The organism is Janthinobacterium sp. BJB401 (assembly GCF_013372745.1).
Lineage (GTDB): Bacteria > Pseudomonadota > Gammaproteobacteria > Burkholderiales > Burkholderiaceae_D > Janthinobacterium > Janthinobacterium rivuli.
In genome coordinates, this window is record NZ_JABXFH010000009.1 from 25,217 (window position 1) to 44,924 (window position 19,708).

At 64.1% G+C, this 19,708-nt stretch carries 14 protein-coding genes and 1 pseudogene; 8 read left to right on the forward strand and 7 right to left on the reverse strand.

Annotated elements, in window-relative coordinates; translation table 11 throughout:
- Positions 1-29 precede the first annotated feature (29 nt).
- From urtB to urtE, 4 genes are read left to right on the forward strand one after another with little or no spacing between them, the layout of a single operon-like run.
- The gene (gene urtB, locus HWE17_RS08330) at positions 30-1,616 is read left to right on the forward strand and encodes an urea ABC transporter permease subunit UrtB (RefSeq protein ID WP_176388447.1); all 1,587 of its coding nucleotides are present in this window, start codon (positions 30-32) and stop codon (positions 1,614-1,616) included.
- Positions 1,613-2,734, forward strand: coding sequence for an urea ABC transporter permease subunit UrtC (urtC, locus tag HWE17_RS08335; RefSeq protein WP_176388448.1), 1,122 nt, complete (start codon positions 1,613-1,615; stop codon positions 2,732-2,734). Before urtB ends, urtC begins: the two co-directional genes overlap by 4 nt.
- Positions 2,731-3,561, forward strand: coding sequence for an urea ABC transporter ATP-binding protein UrtD (gene urtD, locus HWE17_RS08340; RefSeq protein WP_176388449.1), 831 nt, complete (start codon positions 2,731-2,733; stop codon positions 3,559-3,561). Before urtC ends, urtD begins: the two co-directional genes overlap by 4 nt.
- 6 nt (positions 3,562-3,567) lie before the next feature.
- The gene (urtE, locus tag HWE17_RS08345) at positions 3,568-4,266 is read left to right on the forward strand and encodes an urea ABC transporter ATP-binding subunit UrtE (protein WP_176388450.1); all 699 of its coding nucleotides are present in this window, start codon (positions 3,568-3,570) and stop codon (positions 4,264-4,266) included.
- Positions 4,267-4,268: 2 nt separating this feature from the next.
- On the opposite strand, the gene HWE17_RS08350 is transcribed toward urtE, so the two are convergent.
- Together HWE17_RS08350 and HWE17_RS08355 are read right to left on the reverse strand one after the other, a co-directional pair.
- Entirely contained in the window at positions 4,269-4,853 is a 585-nt protein-coding gene (locus HWE17_RS08350; protein ID WP_176388451.1) for a chromate transporter, read from the reverse strand.
- Complete coding sequence (locus HWE17_RS08355) at positions 4,850-5,437, reverse strand: chromate transporter (protein WP_176388452.1); 588 nt, start codon at positions 5,435-5,437, stop codon at positions 4,850-4,852. Before HWE17_RS08355 ends, HWE17_RS08350 begins: the two co-directional genes overlap by 4 nt.
- A gap of 245 nt (positions 5,438-5,682) precedes the next feature.
- Here HWE17_RS08355 and HWE17_RS08360 point away from each other — a divergent pair, with 245 nt between their 5' ends.
- Positions 5,683-5,877, forward strand: coding sequence for a hypothetical protein (locus tag HWE17_RS08360; RefSeq protein ID WP_255206156.1), 195 nt, complete (start codon positions 5,683-5,685; stop codon positions 5,875-5,877).
- Positions 5,878-6,295: 418 nt separating this feature from the next.
- Here HWE17_RS08360 and HWE17_RS08365 read toward each other — a convergent pair whose 3' ends face one another.
- Both HWE17_RS08365 and HWE17_RS08370 read right to left on the reverse strand, forming a co-directional pair.
- Positions 6,296-6,895 (reverse strand): hypothetical protein, encoded by a 600-nt coding sequence (locus tag HWE17_RS08365; protein WP_255206157.1) that lies wholly within the window; start codon positions 6,893-6,895, stop codon positions 6,296-6,298.
- A gap of 361 nt (positions 6,896-7,256) precedes the next feature.
- On the reverse strand, positions 7,257-7,805 hold the full coding sequence (locus HWE17_RS08370; protein ID WP_099400530.1) for a phosphohydrolase: 549 nt from the start codon (positions 7,803-7,805) through the stop codon (positions 7,257-7,259).
- A 199-nt stretch (positions 7,806-8,004) separates the two neighbouring features.
- Between HWE17_RS08370 and HWE17_RS08375 the strand changes: the two genes are divergently transcribed.
- The gene (locus HWE17_RS08375; protein WP_255206158.1) at positions 8,005-11,172 is read left to right on the forward strand and encodes an FAD/NAD(P)-binding protein; all 3,168 of its coding nucleotides are present in this window, start codon (positions 8,005-8,007) and stop codon (positions 11,170-11,172) included.
- A gap of 128 nt (positions 11,173-11,300) precedes the next feature.
- A pseudogene (locus HWE17_RS08380) lies at positions 11,301-12,080 on the forward strand (alpha/beta hydrolase); the annotation flags it as partial.
- Here the strand turns inward: HWE17_RS08380 and HWE17_RS08385 are convergent.
- Complete coding sequence (locus tag HWE17_RS08385; RefSeq protein ID WP_255206159.1) at positions 12,065-14,965, reverse strand: hybrid sensor histidine kinase/response regulator; 2,901 nt, start codon at positions 14,963-14,965, stop codon at positions 12,065-12,067. The pseudogene HWE17_RS08380 and the gene HWE17_RS08385 overlap by 16 nt on opposite strands.
- 155 nt (positions 14,966-15,120) lie before the next feature.
- Here HWE17_RS08385 and HWE17_RS08390 point away from each other — a divergent pair, with 155 nt between their 5' ends.
- The gene (locus HWE17_RS08390) at positions 15,121-15,750 is read left to right on the forward strand and encodes a LysE family translocator (RefSeq protein ID WP_034754929.1); all 630 of its coding nucleotides are present in this window, start codon (positions 15,121-15,123) and stop codon (positions 15,748-15,750) included.
- Here the strand turns inward: HWE17_RS08390 and HWE17_RS08395 are convergent.
- Together HWE17_RS08395 and HWE17_RS08400 are read right to left on the reverse strand one after the other, a co-directional pair.
- Entirely contained in the window at positions 15,713-16,441 is a 729-nt protein-coding gene (locus tag HWE17_RS08395) for a YceI family protein (protein ID WP_255206160.1), read from the reverse strand. The genes HWE17_RS08390 and HWE17_RS08395 overlap by 38 nt on opposite strands.
- 537 nt (positions 16,442-16,978) lie before the next feature.
- Positions 16,979-19,696, reverse strand: a complete 2,718-nt coding sequence (locus tag HWE17_RS08400) for a M1 family metallopeptidase (protein WP_176388455.1) — start codon at positions 19,694-19,696, stop codon at positions 16,979-16,981.
- Positions 19,697-19,708: the final 12 nt, after the last annotated feature.

Sequence of the window (19,708 nt, forward strand, 5' to 3'; positions counted from 1 at the left end):
ATCTGTTTCAATAAAAGGACTCCATGCGCATGCAGCTCTTCCCCAAACTGCTGGTCCTCGCCTGCCTGCTGTTCTCCCCGTTGGCGCAGGCAGCCATCCCTCCCGATCTGCTCAAACCGCTATCCGGCGACGACCCCGACGCCAGGGTCGCCGCCGTGGCCCAGATCGCCGCCCTGGCCACGCCCGAAGCGGCCAAGGTGCTGCAAGCGCTGCAGGACGACGCCTTGTACGCCGCGCCCGACGGCAAGGTGTATATCGTCGATGGCGAGCAGGCGGTTGACCCGGCAAGCGGCCAGAACGTGCCGCTGCCGGAAGGCATCGATGGCGTGATGGTCAACAACCGCTTGCGCTCGGCCGTGGCGGGCGCTCTCTCGGGGTTGAAGCTGCTGGCTTCCGAGCGGAGCACGCGCCTGGCTGCCGCGCAAGCCTTGCAAAAGGCGGTCGATCCCGCGCAAATCCCCTTGATCCGCACGGCGCTGGGGCGGGAAAACGATGCTGAAATTAAACAACTATTGCAAGTGCTGATCGCCAGCGCCAACCTGCATGCGCCCGATGCGGCCACACGCAAGCAAGCTGTGCAGGCGCTGGCCGGCAGCAGCGATGCCCGGCTGCTGCCCGTGCTGCAAGCCATGCTGGACAAAGGGGGCGAGCCCGACGAAGCCGTGCAGCTGGCCGCCATCGAGACTATGCGCCAGATCAAGGGACGAGTGGCGCGCATGGAATTCGCTGGCAATGTGTTTTACGGCATCTCTCTGGGCAGCGTGCTGCTGCTGGCCGCCTTGGGGCTGGCCATCACGTTTGGCTTGATGGGCATCATTAACATGGCGCATGGCGAATTGCTGATGATAGGCGCTTACACGACGTATCTGTGCCAGCTGTTCTTCCGCAACTTCCTGCCTGGCCTGCAGGATGCGTACCTGCTGGCGGCGCTACCGGCCGCCTTCCTCGTCGCCGGGCTGGTGGGCGTGGCGCTCGAGCGCACGGTGATCCGCTGGCTGTACGGGCGGCCGCTGGAAACCCTGCTGGCCACCTGGGGCATTAGCCTGATCCTCATGCAGGCCGTGCGCACGATCTTTGGCGCGCAAAACGTGGAAGTGGCCAATCCGGCCTGGATGTCGGGCGGCGTCACCGTGCTGGGCGGCCTCGTGCTGCCGTATAACCGCCTCGCCATCATCGGCTTTGCCGTCGTTGTCGTGGTGGCCGTGTGGTTGATTTTGAACAAGACACGCCTGGGCCTGTTCGTGCGGGCCGTCACGCAAAACCGCCGCATGGCCGATTGCGTAGGCGTGGCCACGGGCAAGGTCGACATGCTGACCTTCGGCCTCGGTTCCGGCATCGCGGGCCTGGGTGGCGTGGCCTTGTCGCAGCTGGGCAATGTGGGACCGGACCTGGGCCAAAGCTACATCGTCGATTCCTTCATGGTGGTGGTGCTGGGTGGCGTGGGCCAACTGGCCGGCACCGTGATCGCCGCGCTGGGCCTGGGTGAAGTGAACAAATTCCTCGAACCGGTGGCGGGCGCCGTGCTGGCGAAGATCGCCATTCTCGTGTTCATCATCATTTTCATCCAGCGCCGGCCGCAGGGCCTGTTTGCCATGAAGGGACGCAGCGTCGAATGACTACCTCCTATCCGATAAAGCAGGGCCTGTTCACGCGGCCCGTCTGGCTGGCCATTGCCGCCTGCACGCTGCTGGCAGCGCTATTGCCGATGTTTAATCTGACGTTTGCCGAAGGCCATGCGCTGCACGTGTCCGCCTACACGGTGGCGCTGGTGGGCAAGTTCATGTGTTACGCGCTGGCCGCGCTGGCGCTGGACCTCGTCTGGGGCTACACGGGCATCCTGTCCCTGGGCCATGGCGTGTTCTTTGCGCTGGGCGCGTATGCGCACGGCATGTATCTGATGCGCGCCATCGGCGACCAGGGCCAGTACCACAGCAGCTTGCCCGATTTCATGGTCTTTCTCGACTGGAAAACCTATCCCTGGTACTGGGCGTTTACGGAACATTTCTGGTACTGCATGGCGCTTGTCGTGCTGGTGCCCGGCGTGCTGGCTTTTGTCTTTGGCTATTTTGCGTTTCGCTCGCGCATCAAGGGCGTGTATTTTTCCATCATCACGCAAGCGATGACGTATGCCTTCATGCTCTTGTTCTTCCGCAATGACACCGGCTTTGGCGGCAACAACGGGTTCACGGATTTCAAGACGATATTGGGCCATAGCATCACGGCGCCCGCCACCCGGGCCGTGCTGTTCCTGCTGACCCTGGCGTTCCTGCTGGCCGCCTTGATCGGCGCGCGCGCCATCGTCCGCTCGAAACTGGGCAGGGTACTGCAGGGCGTGCGTGACAGCGAAGCGAGGCTGATGTTCCTCGGCTACAACCCGCTGTGGTTCAAGCTGTTCGTCTGGACCTTGTCGGCCGTGCTGTGCGGCATCGCTGGCGCCCTGTACGTGCCGCAGGTGGGCATCATCAACCCGTCCGAAATGTCGCCAGCCAATTCCATTGAAATGGTCGTGTGGGTGGCAGTCGGCGGACGGGGTACCTTGATCGGTCCCATCCTGGGCGCCTTCACCGTCAACGGCTTGAAAAGCTGGTTCACGGCCGCCTTGCCGGAACTGTGGCTGTTCGCGCTGGGCTTGCTGTTCATCGTCGTGACCCTGTTCATGCAGCAAGGCATGCTCGGCGTGTTGAGCAAGCTCAAACGCAAAAAAATGGCCGTCGTGGCAGAGGAGGGCGCATGAGCATCCGCATGTTGCCCGGCATGGCCAGCGCGGAAGCTGGCCCCACGTATTCGCGCGTGAAAAGCGAGGGCGTCGATACGACGCATGGCGCCATCCTCTACCTGGAAGACATCAGCGTGTCCTTCGATGGCTTCAAGGCCATCAACAAGCTCAGTCTCGATATTTCCGTGGGCGAGTTGCGCTGTATCATTGGTCCGAATGGCGCGGGCAAGACGACGATGATGGATGTGATCACCGGCAAGACGCGGCCCACGTCCGGCACGGCCTGGTTCGGCCAGACCATGAACCTGGCCACCATGACGGAAGCGCAAATCGCCCACGCGGGCATTGGCCGCAAGTTCCAGCGCCCCACCGTGTTCGAGCAGCACACGGTGTTCGATAACCTGGAACTGGCGATGAAGATGGACAAGCGCGTGGCGCCCACCCTGTTTGCGCGTTTAAGCTCGGAGCAGGCAGGCAAGATCGAAGCCATCTTGCGCCTGATCCGCCTCAACGGCCACGAGGCGCGGCCGGCCGGTTTGCTGTCGCACGGGCAAAAGCAGTGGCTGGAAATCGGCATGCTGCTGATGCAGGAGCCGCAGCTGATCTTGCTGGACGAACCCGTGGCCGGCATGTCGGATGCGGAAACGGCGCGCACGGCGGAATTGCTCAATGAGTTGCGCGGCAAGCATTCGATCATGGTGGTCGAGCACGACATGGGTTTTGTCACGGACATTGCCCAGCAAGGCATCGTCACCGTGCTGCATGAAGGGTCCGTGCTGGCGCAGGGCCGCATGGACGAAGTGCAGGCCGACGAGCGCGTCATCGAAGTCTATCTGGGAAGGTGAATACATATGCTGGAAGTCGAGCAATTGAATCAATACTATGGTTCCTCGCACACCTTGCGCGGCATCAATCTGTCGGCGCGCAAGGGCGAGTGTCTGGCTTTGCTGGGCCGCAATGGCGTGGGCAAGACGACCTTGCTGAAATGCCTGATGGGCGTGCTGCCCGTGGCGCAGGGCACGGTGGTGTTCCAGGGGCGCAACATCACGAGGCTGGCGCCGCATGCGCGAGCCAAGCTGGGCATCGCTTACGTGCCGCAGGGGCGCGACATCTTTGCGCGTTTGACGGTCGAGGAAAACTTGCTGATGGGCATGGCGGTGAAGCGGGGCAGGCAAGCGTCGCGCATCGATCCCCACGTGTATGAACTGTTTCCGGTGCTCAAAGAGATGCTGCAGCGGCGCGGCGGCGATTTGTCCGGCGGACAACAGCAGCAGCTGGCCATCGCCCGCGCCCTGCTGGCCGAGCCGCAATTAATCATCTTCGACGAGCCGACGGAGGGTATTCAGCCGTCCGTCATCAAGGATATCGGCAGGGTCATTTCCTTGCTGAAACAGCGCGGCGACATGGCCATCGTGCTATGCGAACAATATTTCGATTTCGCCCGCGAGCTGGCCGACGAATTCATCGTCCTGTCGCGCGGCAGTGTCGTCGCCAGCGGACCGGCGGCGCAGATGGATGGTGACGAGGTAAAACGGCACCTGGCCGTGTAAGGTCAGACGAGCTGGTACCAGCCTAGCACGGCCCCTGCCGCCAGCAGCCACAGCAAATGGATCTTCGTGCGCCAGATGATCATGCCAGCCACGATGGACAGGCTCCACAGGGGCCAGTCGGTGCGGATGTCATGGTTGGCGCCGCCCAAAATCATGCCGGTGGAAATCAGGAGCGCGACGACGATGGGCGCCATGCCTTGCTTGAAGGCGCGCACGGGGAGCAGGTCGCGGTTGCGGTAGCCCCACTGGGCAGCCACGTAGGTGAGGGTGGTGCTGGGCAGCATGATGCCCACCATGGTGATGAACACGCCCAGGTAGGCGGCCGTGTAGCTGCCCGCGTTCATGCCCACGTTCCAGCCCATCAGGGCGACGAACAGCACGTTCGGGCCCGGCGCGGCCTGGGCGATGGCGATCGACTCGTTGAATTGCGCCTGCGTCAGCCAGCCATGCTGCTCGACGAGAAAACGGTGCATTTCGGAAGTGGTGGAAATGGCGCCGCCGATCGACATCAGCGACAGCATCAGGTAGTGGCCGAACAGGTTCAGCCAGTCGCCCGTGCTCAACACCAGTTGCAGGGGCGGATTCATGGGGACAGCTTTCGATAGGTGAGCAGGCAGCCGATGCCGCCCAGGCCCAGCAGGATGTACAGCAGGGGCCAGCGCAAGATCGCCACCATCAGCACGCCCAGCACGGTGATGGACAAGGTCAGCCACAGGGGCAGCGGATGCTTGGTCAGCGCGGTCGCCAGTTTCACGCCCGTGGCGGCGATCATGCCGGCCGACACGGCCGCCATGCCACGCAAGGCGCCCGCCATCTGCGGGTTGTCGCCAAAGCGCGTGTACAGCACACCCAGCACCAGCACGATGATGAGGGGCGCGGCCAGCATGCCGGCCAGCGCCGTCAGCGCGCCCTTCAAGCCGAAATAGCGCCCGCCCACCATCAGCGACAGGTTGACGACATTCGGCCCGGGCATGATTTGCGCCACGGCCCAGTCTTCCAGGAATTCTTCCTGCGTCAGCCAGCGCTTGCGCTCGACCATCTCGCGCTGGATCACGGCCAGCACGCCGCCAAAGCCTTGCAGGGCCAGCCAGGTGAACGAGAAGAACAGGTCGGCAAGCGAAGCGGGTTGCGGACGGGGCTGGTCGGGCGGAAGGGAGGAGGGTGAGGGCATAGCTGATTATCGCCGTGGCCGTTCGCGCTTGTCCATCGCTTTCGGCAGCGCTTGTGCCTGCAAGAAAAAAACCGTGGCTCATGTTTCCCTGCCATTGACATCGAGAGTTTATCGGCAATACTTTTAGCGTCAACACGAGCACTGTCCCTTTCCGCGCTGTCGCGGTTCGCACCGCTACGCCGTCTCCCCCTCCGTCCCCTTCGCAGGAGTTGTCCATCATGCCTCATTCCACAGAAACGCTGCACATGCCTGCCATACCAGTGGTGCGCCATGTGCGCATCGACCAGAAGATGTGCGATATCGTCAATCTGGGCATTGCCGTGCAGGCCGCCTTCAGCACCTTGTGCGCGCTGGAATACCTGAAGTCATACAATGTCGCCCCCGAACTAATCGAGAGAGTGCTGCTGCACCCGGAGCAGCGCCGCCAGAGCCTGCATTGAATATCCGCACGGCAACTGTGTTGCCGGCAGCGTTAGCCTGGTGTTGTCGCTTTGATCATTACGGCTCAGTTATGCACAAATGATGGGATAACGAAATTGACGAAATAATTTTCCTGTGATTATGTGTGAGTTTATAAGTGTTTGATTTTAATGGATTTTATTTTTGCTGTTTGATTGGGCAGTTTATTGAAAGCCGCATGGGCTGTGGCTTTGAAGGCTGTCAATAGGCCCTTATCCACAAAGATATCCACAGTCCGTGTGGATATCTGAAAAAGCGCTTAACAATCCGCCACTTAGGAAATTAGCGCCGCTCAGCACACGCCATCGGCGGGAAAAAGGGGCCAAAATGGGGCATGCCGCAAGCCTGTATGCCTATCCAGTGTTCTTGTTTTTTATGACTGAAAGTAGCGGCCGATGCTCAGGGCGTGCCGCCGGCTGGCGCCGCTGGCGTGTTGCCGCACTGGGCCAGGGCGGCGGCCAGTTCGGCGACTTGCTGCTGCGCTTCGCGCAAGGTGGCGTAGGTGCGCAGCGAGGCGATCACGGTGGTAAACAACTTGCGTGTGGTGAGGTCGGTCTTGCACCAGAAATCGTTGATGTCGTAGTCGATGATGATGCGGTGCTCGAGCGCCTGGCCGGGCTGGCCCGTGCGCAGGATGATGCGCACGGCGCTGTTGTGCAATTCTTCGCGGACCTGGCGCGCCACTTGCAGGCCGGCATCCTGGGTTTCCATGATCACATCGAGCAGCACGACAGCGATATCGGGCGTGCCGCGCAGCAAGCTGAGGGCCTCGGCACCCGAATACGCGTGCAAAAAGCTCAGCCGGCGCCCCTGGAAGCTGGCCTGGCTGAGGGCGAACTTGGTGACCACATGCACGTCGACATCGTCATCAACAATCAGCACGCGCCATGGCGCCGCGGTGGCAGGCTCTGCCGTCGCGTCTGTCCGTTCCAGCGGCTCATCGACCAGCCAGTCCGGTTCGTCCGCCCCCTTGGCGGCGCTATCGCTATCCATGTTCATGCGTTTATCCACCGTTGATCGTGCTCGCTACTCCACACTATGCCAGTCTGCGGGGTTTGTCAAAACAATGCGCTTCAAGCAAGACGCCCTGGCGCCAGGAATGCTTATGCACAGAAAAATATATTTTCATGGTGGCAGAGTAAGTTTGCTCAAGCGCAAATTCATGATTGCAAGTCATTGATTTCATTGGGGTAAAAAATTGCCTGTGAAATCAGCAAATTGTTGAAACCCGCATCAATACTGGTGTTGCGGCTTGTCAAGAGGGGCTTATCAACAACTTTATCCACAGTTGCTGTGGATATCTAAAAAAGCCGTGCAAAAACCGGAGCTTAGCGCCCGTTCGTGCGGCAGGTGCAGGGCTTCAGGCAGCGAGGCCAAGCCCGCCCAGCTGGGCAAACGCATGCAGGAAGCGCTGCTTGGCTTCGGCCGGACCCATGGCTTCGATTATACCGGGCAAGGGGGCGATGCCGTCAAGGTAAGCCCAGCGCTCGGCCGAGTGCGGCATCAGGTCGCGCTTTTCCGTGGCCAGCGCAATCAGGTCGGCCTGCTTGATGGGCGCGTAATCGGAAAAGTCCAGGCCATAGGTGGCGGCGATGATGGCGCTGACCTTGTCTTCCAGCACGGCAAACTCCGGCAGCAGCACTTTCAAGGGTTTCACCATGTCGCCCAGGTAGGCTTCGGCCGCGTCGTGCAGCAGGGCGGCCAGGCGCAAATGGGGCGGCACCAGTTCGGCGACGATCAGGCTGTGCTGGGCGACCGAATAAAACACTTGCGTCTGTCCATTGAAGCGGCACTGGTAAGCGAGGCCGTGGGCGATGTCCTCGATGGCGACCTTGTCGATATGCGGGCGCAAGGGATAAAAACGGTTGCCTGAATAAGTGGAAACGTAGTCGGTGGTAATCATTGCCATGGCATGGTGCTCGTAACGCTCAAGATGCTGCATCGTACACCCGATGGCATGGACTTGCCCCGGCCGTTGTGCGCAGGCAGCTTTCCGGATGAGCCTATGCATCTTGGCAAATCCTTTAATTTATTTCATATCATTCATTGATCTTTCTCAAATACACTGTAGAAATCTTGTTTGACTGAAACTTAAAGGGGACAGGGCAATGACGGCGACACCTTCGGCAAGACCTTCGTATATCTATCAGGGCGGTTCGGTGATGATGCACTCGCCGCTGCAATTGAAACAGTCGGAAATGTATGGCTATTTCGTCCGGGGCGACCTGGCGAAACTGCAAGCGACCGTGAATACCACCCTGAACCAGGTGGCGGGCAGCAAGATGACACTGAAAGCCCTGTCGCCGTATGTGATGCTGACCTTTACGCGCGTCAACCATGCGGACTCCGCCAATCCCGTTGACCAGGCCAAGGGCTGGATCACGGAAGTCGACATCGTCACCTGGATCATGGTCGGCCAGATGGATGACGCAGGCAAGCTCGCGCATATCTATTGGTACCCGTGCCATATTTTCGTCGATGACGCGATGGCTCTGATTAACGGGCGCGAACTGTTCGGCTATCCGAAATACCTGTGCGACTACGAAATTCCCGCGGCCGGCAGCGAGCCGCTGCGCTGCTCCGTGGCCGCCAAGGGTTTCCAGCATTTTTCGCCGGAAACGAAACTGGCGCTGCACCCGTTGCTGGAAGTCAACGCCACCGTGCAGACGGGGCCGCACAAACCCATCAACAGTTTCCTGGAACTCATCGAGCAGGCATTCCAGATTTTCCTGTCCATTCCCGATTTCTTCGACATGGATCAGGCCGGCTGGGCCGATATTTTGTCCTTGCTGCGCAATCCCCGCATCGACCAGATTTTCCTCAAACAATTCCCCGACAGCGCGGGCGTGAAAGCCGTGTACCAGGCCCTCGTGGCCGCGCCGGCCGAGATCAACCGCCTGCACAGCGCGCGCCTGCTCGGCTATGAATACGAATGTACCTTGCACGCGTTCGACAGCTTCCCGCTGGACCAGACCCTGGGCTTGCGGCTGGGCCCGCAGGCGGCGATCTTGCCGTTCAATGTGAACTTCGATTTCACGGCCATGCCGGGCGAGGAGCTGGTCGACAATTCCCGCATCGCACCGGAAAAGATCGCCATCCTCGGCGGCGGCGTGGCGGCCATGACCACCGCGTATTATTTGACGAACCAGCCGGGCTGGCAAAACCGGCACGCCATCACCGTCTACCAACTGGGCTGGCGCCTGGGCGGCAAGGGCGCCAGCGGGCGCAATGCGCAAGTGGGCCAGCGCATCGAGGAGCACGGCTTGCACATCTGGTTCGGCTTTTACGCGAACGCTTTCAAGATGATCAAGGAAGCGTATGCCAGCCTGGAGCGTCCGCCCGGTGCGCCGCTGGCCACCTGGCGCGACGCTTTCAAGCAGCACGATTACGTGGCCCTGTCCGAGGACGTCAAGGGCAAGTGGCGCAACTGGTCCATCGTCTTTCCCACCTTGCCGGGCGAACCGGGCGAGGGCGGCGAAGACATCACCCTGTGGCAGATGGCCATCGCCATGGTGGGCTGGATCGAACAGTGGATACGCCAGATCCGGCAAGTGGCGGACGCCGACGCGCGCATAGAGCGTGCCAGTGCCAGTGCCAGCGCCAGCGCCAGCGCCTCGCAGGGAGAGGGCGTGTGGCCGGGCTGGCTGCGCCGCCTGGCCGATGAAGTGGTGGGGCAGGCCGACGAACTGGGGCTGGACGTGGGCTTGTCCGTCGGCGCCCTGGCGGCCTTGGTGGCTGACCTGGCGCCCGACTCCACGCGCCACGACCAGGCGCGCCACCAGCTGCTGGCCAGCACCCTGAACGGCATTCGCGCGTGGCTGCGCCTGCGCTACCGGGCCCTGATCGATGGCGACGATGAATTGCGCCGCCTGTTCATTTGCCTGGACCTGGGCATCACGGTCATGAAAGGCATGTTCGAGGATGGCGTGTTCAAGCACGGCTTTGACGTCATCAACGACATCGATTTCCGCGCCTGGCTGCGAAAACATGGCGGCGACGAGCAGTTCAGCGTCAACTCGGCGCCCGTGCGCGGCTTTTACGACCTGGTCTTCGCCTATGAAGGCGGCGATTTTTCGAAACCGAACATCGAGGCGGGGACGCTCTTGCGCTCGATGGCGCGCATCGGCCTGGCCTACAAGGGCGGCATCATGTTCAAGATGCAGGCCGGCATGGGCGACACGATTTTTACGCCGCTGTACGAAGTGCTGAAGAAAAGGGGCGTGGAATTCAAATTCTTCCAGCGCGTGGAAGAACTGGTGCCGGGCGCGGGCGACATAGCCAGCATCCGCATCACGCAGCAGGTGCAATTGAAGGACCCGGCCGCCGGCTACGCGCCGCTGGTGGACGTGAAAGGCCTGGCTTGCTGGCCCAGCGCGCCCGATTACGCGCAGATCGAACCGGCCCAGGCCGCGCTGCTGCAGGCGCAGGACGTCAACCTGGAATCGTACTGGAGCGGCTGGCCGCAGCAGTACCAGCAGGCGTTCGGCCGCGCGCTGCCCGCCACGGTGTTGAAGAAGGGTGTCGATTTCGACAAGGTGGTGTTCGGTATTTCCATCGGTTCGCTGCAAGCCCTGTGCCCGCAACTGCTGGTGCAAAGCCCGGCCCTGCAACTGGCGGCCGACAAGGTGAAAACCGTGGCCACGCAGGCCTATCAGGTGTGGCTCAACAAGAACCTGGCGCAGATGGGCTGGACCACGCAGCCCAAGGGCCAGCAGCCGGTGCTGTCGGCTTTTACGGAGCCGTACGACACGTGGGCGCCGATGGACCAGTTATTGGCGCACGAGGACTGGCCGGCGGGGCTGGAGCCGAAAAACGTCTCCTACTTTTGCAGCGCCTTCCCCGTCGACAGCTACCCGCCCGTCACCGACACGGACTTCCCCGCCCGCTGCGCGGCCAGGGCGAAGCAGGGCGCGCTGCACCAGCTGGAACGCGAGATCGGCGCGCTGTGGCCCGAGGCGGGCGCGCCGGGCGCGTTTCCGTGGCAATGGCTGGTCGATGCGAAAGAGGGGGCGGGGCCGGCCCGCTTCGACAGCCAGTACTGGCGCGCCAACGTCGACCCGTCCGAGCGCTACGTGATGTCGGTGGTGGGCAGCACGCAGTACCGGCTGGCCACCGACCAGTCGGGCTTTTCCAACCTGTTCCTGACGGGCGACTGGATCAGGACGGGCCTCAACGCGGGCTGCGTCGAGGCGGCCGTGATGGCGGGCATGCAGACGTCGCGCGCCATGACGGGCTATCCGGCCGTGATCCAGGGCGAGACGGATTTCAAGGCATGAAACGCCTGATGCTGGTATGCCTGGTCCTGCTCCACCTGCACGCGGGCGCCGCGCCACCCGGCGCACTATTCCTGTGGCCCGGCGCGCCGCCCGGTGGCGCGGCGCCGGGCCCGCAGCGCGACAGCGCCAAAGGCTCCATCACGCAGGTGGAACAACCGTATCTGATCGCGCACCGCCCGGCGCAGCCGAACGGTATCGCCATGCTCGTGGTCAGCGGCGGCGGCTATGCGCATATCGAGGCGGGCAAGGAGAGCGGCCCCGCCGCCAACTGGCTGCAGGCGCACGGCGTCACGGCGTTTGAGCTCGTGTACCGTTTGCCACGCGAAGGCGGCGGGGTGGCCGCGCCATTCCAGGATGGCCAGCGGGCCATGCACGTGATCCGTGCGCGCGCGGCTGAATGGGGCATCGACCCGGCGCGCATCGGCATGCTGGGCTTTTCCGCCGGCGCGCACCTGGCCGGCATGACGGCCGTCCTGCCGGACGCGCCCCGCTATGCGCCCGTCGATGCGATCGATGGCGTCTCCGCGCGGCCCGATTTCGTCGTGCTGCTGTACCCCGTGCTGACCATGCAGCGTCCATTCGACACGACACATGCGAAAAAGCAGCTGCTGGGCGCCCATCCCGCGCAGGCGGCGCGCGACGCCTTGTCGGTGGAATTGCACGCCGATGCGCGCACGCCGCCCACCTTCATCGCGCAGGCGCTCGACGACCGCGTGTCGACGCCCGAGAACAGTGCATTGATGGCGGCCGCGCTGCGCCGCGCGGGCGTGCCCGTCGAGCTGCACCAGTTCCAGCACGGCGGCCATGGCTGGGGCCTGGGCAAGCCGGGCAGCGAGCCGGCCGCGTGGCCGCAACTGCTGTTGGCGTGGCTGCAAGCGCAGGGCTGGATGGTTCAGCCGGCGGGCTGAGCTTCCAGGTCGCGCCGCGCCGAATCGAGTGCCGCCTGCAGCTGCGGCAGGAACTGCTCCACGTTGTCGAGCTGGCCGTTCGACGCCAGGGTTTCCATCTGGTGGCACAGGCCGTGCAGGGTGGGGCGGCTCAGGTAGCCGGCGCTGCCCTTCAAGGCGTGGAAGGCGGCAGCGGCCGCGCTGGCGTTGCCATCGCGTACGGCGTGGCAGGCCAGGTCCAGGCGCCGTGGTGCTTCCGTCAGGAACGCTTGCGCGATGCGTTGCAAGTGCTGCGGCGACAGGCCTGCCAGCGGCAAAATGTGCACGGGCGCCGTCATGGGATCGGCCGGCGCGGTTGGCTCGTCGTTGGCGTCGTCCAGGCCGAACTGGCGCGCCAGGGCGTCATCTTCGACGGGCGCGGCCGGCGGCAGCGCTTGGCCGCGCGCCAGCAGCAGGTCGATGAGGGCGTCGATTTTTTCGAACAGCAGCGCTTCGTCGACGGGTTTGCTGAGGAAATCGTCCATGCCGCAAGCCAGGTAGCGTTGCCGGTCATGTTCGCTGGCGTTGGCCGTCAGCGCGAGGATGGGGATGTGCGCGTCGGGAATGGGGAATTGCGCGTTGCCGCCGTCGCGGATCAGGCGTGCGGCCTGTTCGCCATCCATCAGCGGCATGCGGCCATCCATCAGCACGCAATCGTAGGGTTCCGTGCCCAGCGCGCGCAGCGCCTGTTCTCCGTTTTCCACGATGGTCACGGCATGCCCCATGCTTTCGAGCAGGGTGCCGATGATGATCTGGTTGGTGCGCACGTCTTCGGCGCACAGGATGCGCAGGCGGCAGGCGTGGCGCGCCTGGCGTGCCGGCCGGCGCGCGTCGGCCGCCGGCGCGCTGCCCGGCGTCAGCGGCAAGGTGAAATGGAAGCGCGAGCCGATGCCGACCCGGCTTTCCACGCCGATCGTGCCTTGCATCAGTTCGACCAGTTCCTTGCAGATGGCCAGGCCCAGGCCCGTGCCGCCGTAGCGGCGCGTGGTGGAGTGGTCGGCCTGCTCGAATTTCTGGAACAGGCGCGGCAAGGTGTCCGCGTCGATGCCGGTACCCGTATCGCTGATGATGAATTCGATCTCGCTGCGCCCGTCGTGGCGCGGCGGCGTGCGGGCGCGCCGCACTTCCAGCAGCACTTCGCCATTGGCCGTGAATTTCAGCGCATTCCCCAGCAGGTTGATGAGGATTTGCCGCAGGCGCGTCGGGTCGGCGCGCACGTAGCGCGGCAGATCCAGCGCCAGTTCGCGGCGCAGCAGCAGGCTCTTGGCGTCGGCCTGGCCCTGCACGATGCCGGCCGCGTCGCCGATCAGCGCCAGCAAGTCGAAGTCCACGGTTTCCAGGGTCAGCTTGCCCGCGTCGATCTTCGAGAAATCGAGGATGTCGTTGAGGATGGTCAGGAGCGACACGCCATTGTGCAGGCCGATGCGCAGGTATTCCTGCGTGCGGCCACGCACGGACTGGTCGCGCAGGGCGAATTTCAGCATGCCGATCACGCCAGCCAGCGGCGTGCGGATGTCGTGGCTCATGGCGGACAGAAAATCGATGCGGTGGCGGCTGACCACTTCCGCGTGCTCCTTGGCCTTCAGCAAGGCGTCGTTGCTGAGGGTGAGCGCCAGGGTGCGTTCCTGCACCCGCTGTTCCAGGTTGTTGCGCAGCAATCGGATCTGGTCGGCCAGGGCAAAGGCCAGCAGCAAGCCATCAAACGTGCCGCCGAGCAGGGTGACCAGCTGGGCGTTGGCCACCATGGCCGGCATCAGGCCCAGGTTGGCCGGCAGGATCAGAAAGCCGGGCAGCATCAGGGCGACGAAGGCCAGCACGAAGAAGCGCGCCGGCTGATAGCCGCGGCACCAGACGACGATGCCGCAGATGAGCGCCAGCAGCATCCAGATGCTGATGGCGATGGTGGCCAGGGTGTGCGCATACGACAGGGCGAAGAAGCAGCTGGGCAGCAGCAGCAAGGGCAGCACCAGGTTGACCTTGCTGATGCGGTACAGCAGGGGCGAGTAGTCGCGCAGGCGCAGAAAATGCATGTAGAACAGGGTGCTGAAGACGGGCAGCAGGAAAAACGGCACGTAATGGAGCTGCAGCCTATGCCAGTCGAACAGGTCGGCAAAGACGTGGAAAGTCATGGCCCAGGCCAGGCCATAGGTCAGCACGTACAGCGCGTAATAGGCCGAGGCTTTTTCCAGGGTGATGGAAAAGATGAAAAAATTGAACAGGCCCAGCGCCAACAGGGCGCCGATCGAGGCCACCATCAGGAAGTTTTCCTTGCCCACCAGCTTGCGGTAGTCCTGCTGCGTTTTCACGCCGAACAGGGGGGCGCGCGCGTAATACGGGCTGGAAAAGCGGATCAGGATGTCATACGTGGCGCCCGGCGCCAGCTGCACGTTCCTGCCGTAGTGCAGCAAATACTCGTGCGGGCGCTGGTAGCCCGTCAGCAAGGTCCGCGGCGCCGTGTGCGGTCCGGGGCCATACACGTGCAGGTCGACCAGGTCGATCAGGGTGTCGTTCGGGTCGATGACCCAGGCCGCTTCGCTGCTGTCGTTGCGCACCTGTGCATGCAGCCAGTAGGCGCCGCCGAGCAGGTCGACCTGTTCAGCCGGACGCTGGCGCGCCAGCCAGGCGGGCAGGGCGGCCGCGTCGGCAGGCGCGGCGTCACCGCCGGCGAGAAACAGTTGTCCACCGTTACCCAGATGCTGGATGCCTTGCTTACTCAGGGGCAAAGGATCCGCCTGCGCCGCGCCCGCCAGGCCCAGCAGGCCGAGCAGGCCGAGCAGCAGGCCGAACAGCAGCGGCCAGCCGCATAGCCAGGCGCTGGCGCGGGAGCTGGAAGCGCGGTGGCGCAAAAGGGGCGGGTGGGCTGGCATCGATGGGTTGGGTGATGGTCGCGCGGAAACCGGCGGCAACGCCGTTTGCTGTGGAGTACCCATTTTAATCGACTCTCGGTGACATACGGCAATTTCATGTCCTGCCGGCATGGCGTCCGCTCCGGTATCATGGCGCCTTTGCCCGCGAGATATTCATGCTCAGTCCCGACCAGTTCCTGGCCTTCCTGGCCGCCGCCGTTTTGATCACCGCCAGTCCCGGTCCCGACAACCTGATGGTGCTGGGCGTGGGCATGTCGCGCGGGCGTCGCCAGGGCATGGCGTTCGGCCTGGGCTGCGCCCTTGGCTGCCTCACGCACACGGTGCTGGCGACCATCGGCGTGTCGGCCCTGCTGGCCGCCTCGCCCACGGCATTTACGGCGCTGAAAGTGGCCGGCGGGCTATATCTGGTGTGGCTGGGCATCGGCGCCTTGCGTAGCCGCGGCGGCGCCAGAGTCGATGGCGCGGCGGCCTTGCCCGACGAATCCTTGCTGCGCCTGTTCGGCAAGGGATTGTTTGCCAACAGTATCAATCCGAAAGTCGTGCTGTTTTTCCTGTCGTTCCTGCCGCAGTTTATCGTCGCGGGCCAGGGCAATGCCAGCTGGCAGACGGCGCAGCTGGGCCTGGTCTTCACGGCGCAGGCTTGCGTGCTGTTTGGCCTGCTCGGCTATTTTTCCGGCGCCGTCGGCCTGTGGCTCAACCGCCGCCCGCGCGCCGGCCTGTGGCTGGACCGGGTGGCCGGCACGATTTTCATCGGCCTGGGCTTGCGCCTGATCCTGGCGCGCTGACCTCTTGCCGGGCGGTAATGCGAAACGCCAGCTCCATCTGATCCTGCACGGCCATGGCGCCACCCAGGACGGAGAAGGGCACGATGCCGAAGTCGCTCTGTTTTAATAGCAGGCTGCCGCTGGCCTGCAGGCGGCGGCCATCGGCCGTTTGCTCGACCCGCACCGGCAGCCGCAGCGTGCGCGTCACGCCATGCAGGGTGATGTCGGCCTCGAACACCTCCTTGTCGCCCGTGCGCCGGGCGTCGATGCTCACCCACGGATAGCGTTCCGCCTCGAGCACGCGCACCAGCATGTTGTGGCGCGTGCCGGCGATGGCGTCGGCCGACGGCGCCGTCGTCAGGCCGGCCGCCTGGCGCAGGCTTGCTTCATCCACGCTCATTGCGTCGAGCCGGAAGCGGAACTGCGCGCGTCCCAGCGCGGGCGCCACCACGCCATGCAGGCTGCGGCTGGCCACCACGTGGTCATGCCCGAGCCGCGCCAGCGCGCCGCCACGGCGCACGGTGATGGTCAGCAGCGATTCTTCGGGCGCGATGTGCAGCAGCTGCACGCCTGGCCGCTGCCACGCTGGCTTGGGCATGGCGGCAGGGGTAGCCGGCGTGGAAGCCGGGGCAGGGGCGGGCGGCAAGGGCGTGCAGGCGGCCAGCACGGCGCAGGCAAGCAAAAAAACGGTGCGAAGGTTCAGTCTGAACATGGGGCGGCAGGAACAAGGGCGATAGGGGAATGGTACGCGATCCGCGCGCCAGCGCGCGTGCAATGTTAGAGCTACGTCATAAGGCGGTCATATGGCGCTGTTATGATGCTTTCGTTGGCACACAGCATGCGGTGCGCAAGTCACTACGTTCCGGGAGCGATAGGATGCAGGCATGACTCAACAGCTTAGCCGGTGAGCTCAACCATCGGCACCAGACAGGCTGGCGCAGCGTGAAATTGCTGCGATGGCAAGGCATGCGGGGTAAAAGCGGGAAAATACAGGGGCTTTAATGAAGTCCTAAGCCTGCCCGAGGGAAGGACTGGCATAGTGGATACATGGCGCACGGAAACCCCGGGCGCAAGGTTGCCGGACACCTCAATGACCGGCACGATTTCCACTTTTTCATGTGTTTTCCGTTTTATCCCTGCGCTCTGATACAGCGTTTCAACCGGCTACCGCACTTTGCGAAGCCGGTTTTTTTTTGCCTGCGATTTCTTCCTCCCGGCGCCAGGCGCCGGGAGGAAGGTTGCTCCCCAGTTAACCCGTTTGCTTCGCCAGCCACGCATCGACGGCAGGCAGGCGCTCGGCGCGCACCTTGATGCGGTACTTGATGCCGGCCACGGAACTGTCGGCGTCGCCGCGCGCGCCGGCCGGCAGGTTGGCCTGTGCATACGCTTCCAGCTTGGCGATCATGTCCGGTTGCGCCGAACCGGCCGCCAGGCGCGGGAAGTAGCGGCTGCGCGAGCTGGCGTCGATGCGCGCATTGACTTGCTCCAGGTGCGCCAGCGCGAAGTCGAAGGCCAGTTCCGGATGCGTGCGCGACACGCGCGAGATCATGGCAGGGCTGTTGGTTACGCCCGGTTCATCCGTCAGCGCCAGCGCCAGCGCGCGCTGCGCCAGGGCCGCATCGTCGGTCGACGCCAGCAAGTCGTACAGCTGGTTCTTGACCAGCGGCGTCTTTTCCTGCCGCGCCTTGGCGTGCAGCTGCTCCCAGGTGGCGGCGTCCGCATGCTGGGCCACGACGCCCAGGATGGTGCGGCGCAGCGGCGCGGGCATGGCGGACGGATTTTGCTCACCTGCCTGTTCGCTGGCCGCGTAGCGGCGGCGCGCTTCCGCGATCACGCCCGGTTCGCCCATGTCGCCGAGGATGGCAATCAGACGGCCGCGCAGGGTTGCCACGCTCGACGCTTCGCCGGCGCGCGCCTCCCAGCCCGTCTGCGCCATCATCGGCGCCAGGCGCGCCATGGCGAAGCGGCCGAAAGCCTGCTGGCGCGCTTTGCTTTCCACGCTCTCGCCCGCGTACTGTTCATACAGGCTGTTCAGCGAAGCGGCCACCCGGCCCAGCACTTGCGGATCGGCCGACAGCGGCGTGGCTTTCACCAGCTCCAGGAAGCCTGCCGGGTCCTGCAAGCCCGCCATGCCCAGCGACTGGCTGTCTGCCAGCAAGCCCAGCTGGTCGATCGGCGCCAGGCGCGCGAAGCTGCCCGCCAGCGCGCGCGTGCCGGCTGGCGCGTACAGGGTGCGGTAGTAGCCGCTCTGGCCCGCGTTCACCAGCAGGGCGCCGCAACCGGGCACGTTCAGGGTCGCCTTGCCATCCTTGAGCACCACCTTGGCCAGCTTGCCGTTGCCGACCGTCGAGGCGATCACCGGCACTTTCCACGACAGCGGCTTCTTGTCCGGCTGGTCCTTGGAAAACTCCGTCTGCGTCAGAGTCACGCGCGTATTGCCCTTGCTGCACACGGCGTCGCTCACGGTGACCATCGGCACGCCCGGCTGCAGGGTAAAATCATGGGCGATGGCGCTGACGGGCTTGCCTGCGGCCGCATCGACTTCGCGCCACAGGTCGTCCGACACCGTATTGCCGTACGCATGCTTGCGCATGTAGCTGCGCACGGCCGTGCGCCACGTGTCGGCGCCGACATACGCTTCGAGCATGCGGATCACCGCTTCGCCCTTCTGGTAGGTGATGCCGTCGAAGGCCTGGCTGGCCTGTTCCACGGTGGCGATGCGCTGCACCACCGGATGCGTGGTGCGCAGCGCATCCTGGCTCATGGCCGATTCGCGCCCGCCGACGTTGGACAGGGCCGTGTTCCACTCGGGGTGTAAACGCTCCGTCGTGCGGCTTTCCATCCACGACGCAAAGCCTTCGTTGAGCCACAGGTCGTCCCACCAGCGCATGGTGACCAGGTCGCCGAACCACTGGTGCGCCATTTCATGCGACAGGGTGGTGTAGATGTTTTCCTTGTCGGTCTGCGTCGAGATGCTCGGGTCGAGCAGCAGGCCGTATTCGAAGGTGAAGACGGCGCCCCAGTTTTCCATGGCGCCGAAGAACTGGCTGCGGCCCGGCGCGGCGATGTTGTCGAGCTTGGGCAGCGGGTAGCGCACGCCGAAATAATCGTTGTATTCGCGCAGCAGAGCGGCTGATTCGTCGAGCGCGAAGCGGCTTTGCGCCAGCGCACCCTTCTTCGTGATGACGCCAATTTCCGTGCCGTCGCTCATGGCCGTGGCGCGCTCGAAGTCGCCCAGGCCGAAGAACAGCAGATACGTCGACATGCGCGGCGTGGTGGCGAAGCGCACGTGCTTGGTGCCATTGCCCAGGTCTTCGCTGCTGGCGATCGGCATGTTGCCGACGGCCATCTGGCTGCTCGGGACGATCACGTCCAGCGCGAAGGTGGCCTTGTAGTCCGGTTCATCCCATGATGGCAGCATGCTGCGCGCGTCCGAATTTTCGAACTGCGTGTACAGCGCGCGCTGGCGTCCTTGCGGCGTGTCGTAGTCGAGCGAGAACAGGCCCGTGGCCTGCGTGCCGATCTTGCCGCTGTAGTCGATGCGCAACAGGTACTCGCCCTTGGCCAGCGGCTGGGCGAAATGCACGGTAGCCGTCTGCTTGTCCGCATCGATATCGATCTTGCGCATCACCTGCTTGCTGCCGCCCGCGCCTTCGATGGCGGCGCCGGCAAACGCCAGGTTCAGGGCATTGAAGGTGATGCTGCTGGTCGGCGCGTCGACGGCGACCTTGATGGCGGCTGCGCCCTTGAAGGTGGAGGCGGCGGCATCCGGCGTGATCGACAGCGCATAGTGCAAGGGCGTGACGCCGCGCGGCAGCTGCGTGGTGGTGCCGAGGGCGTGGCTGGCCGAGGCGTATTTGGCGGCGGGGGCGGCGTGGCCCGTGGTAAAGGCGGTGACGGCGGTCAGTGCCAGGACGGCGGCGGCCAGTTGGCTGCGGCGGAAACGCGGAGTCGGTGTGCGATGCATGGTATGCCCTTC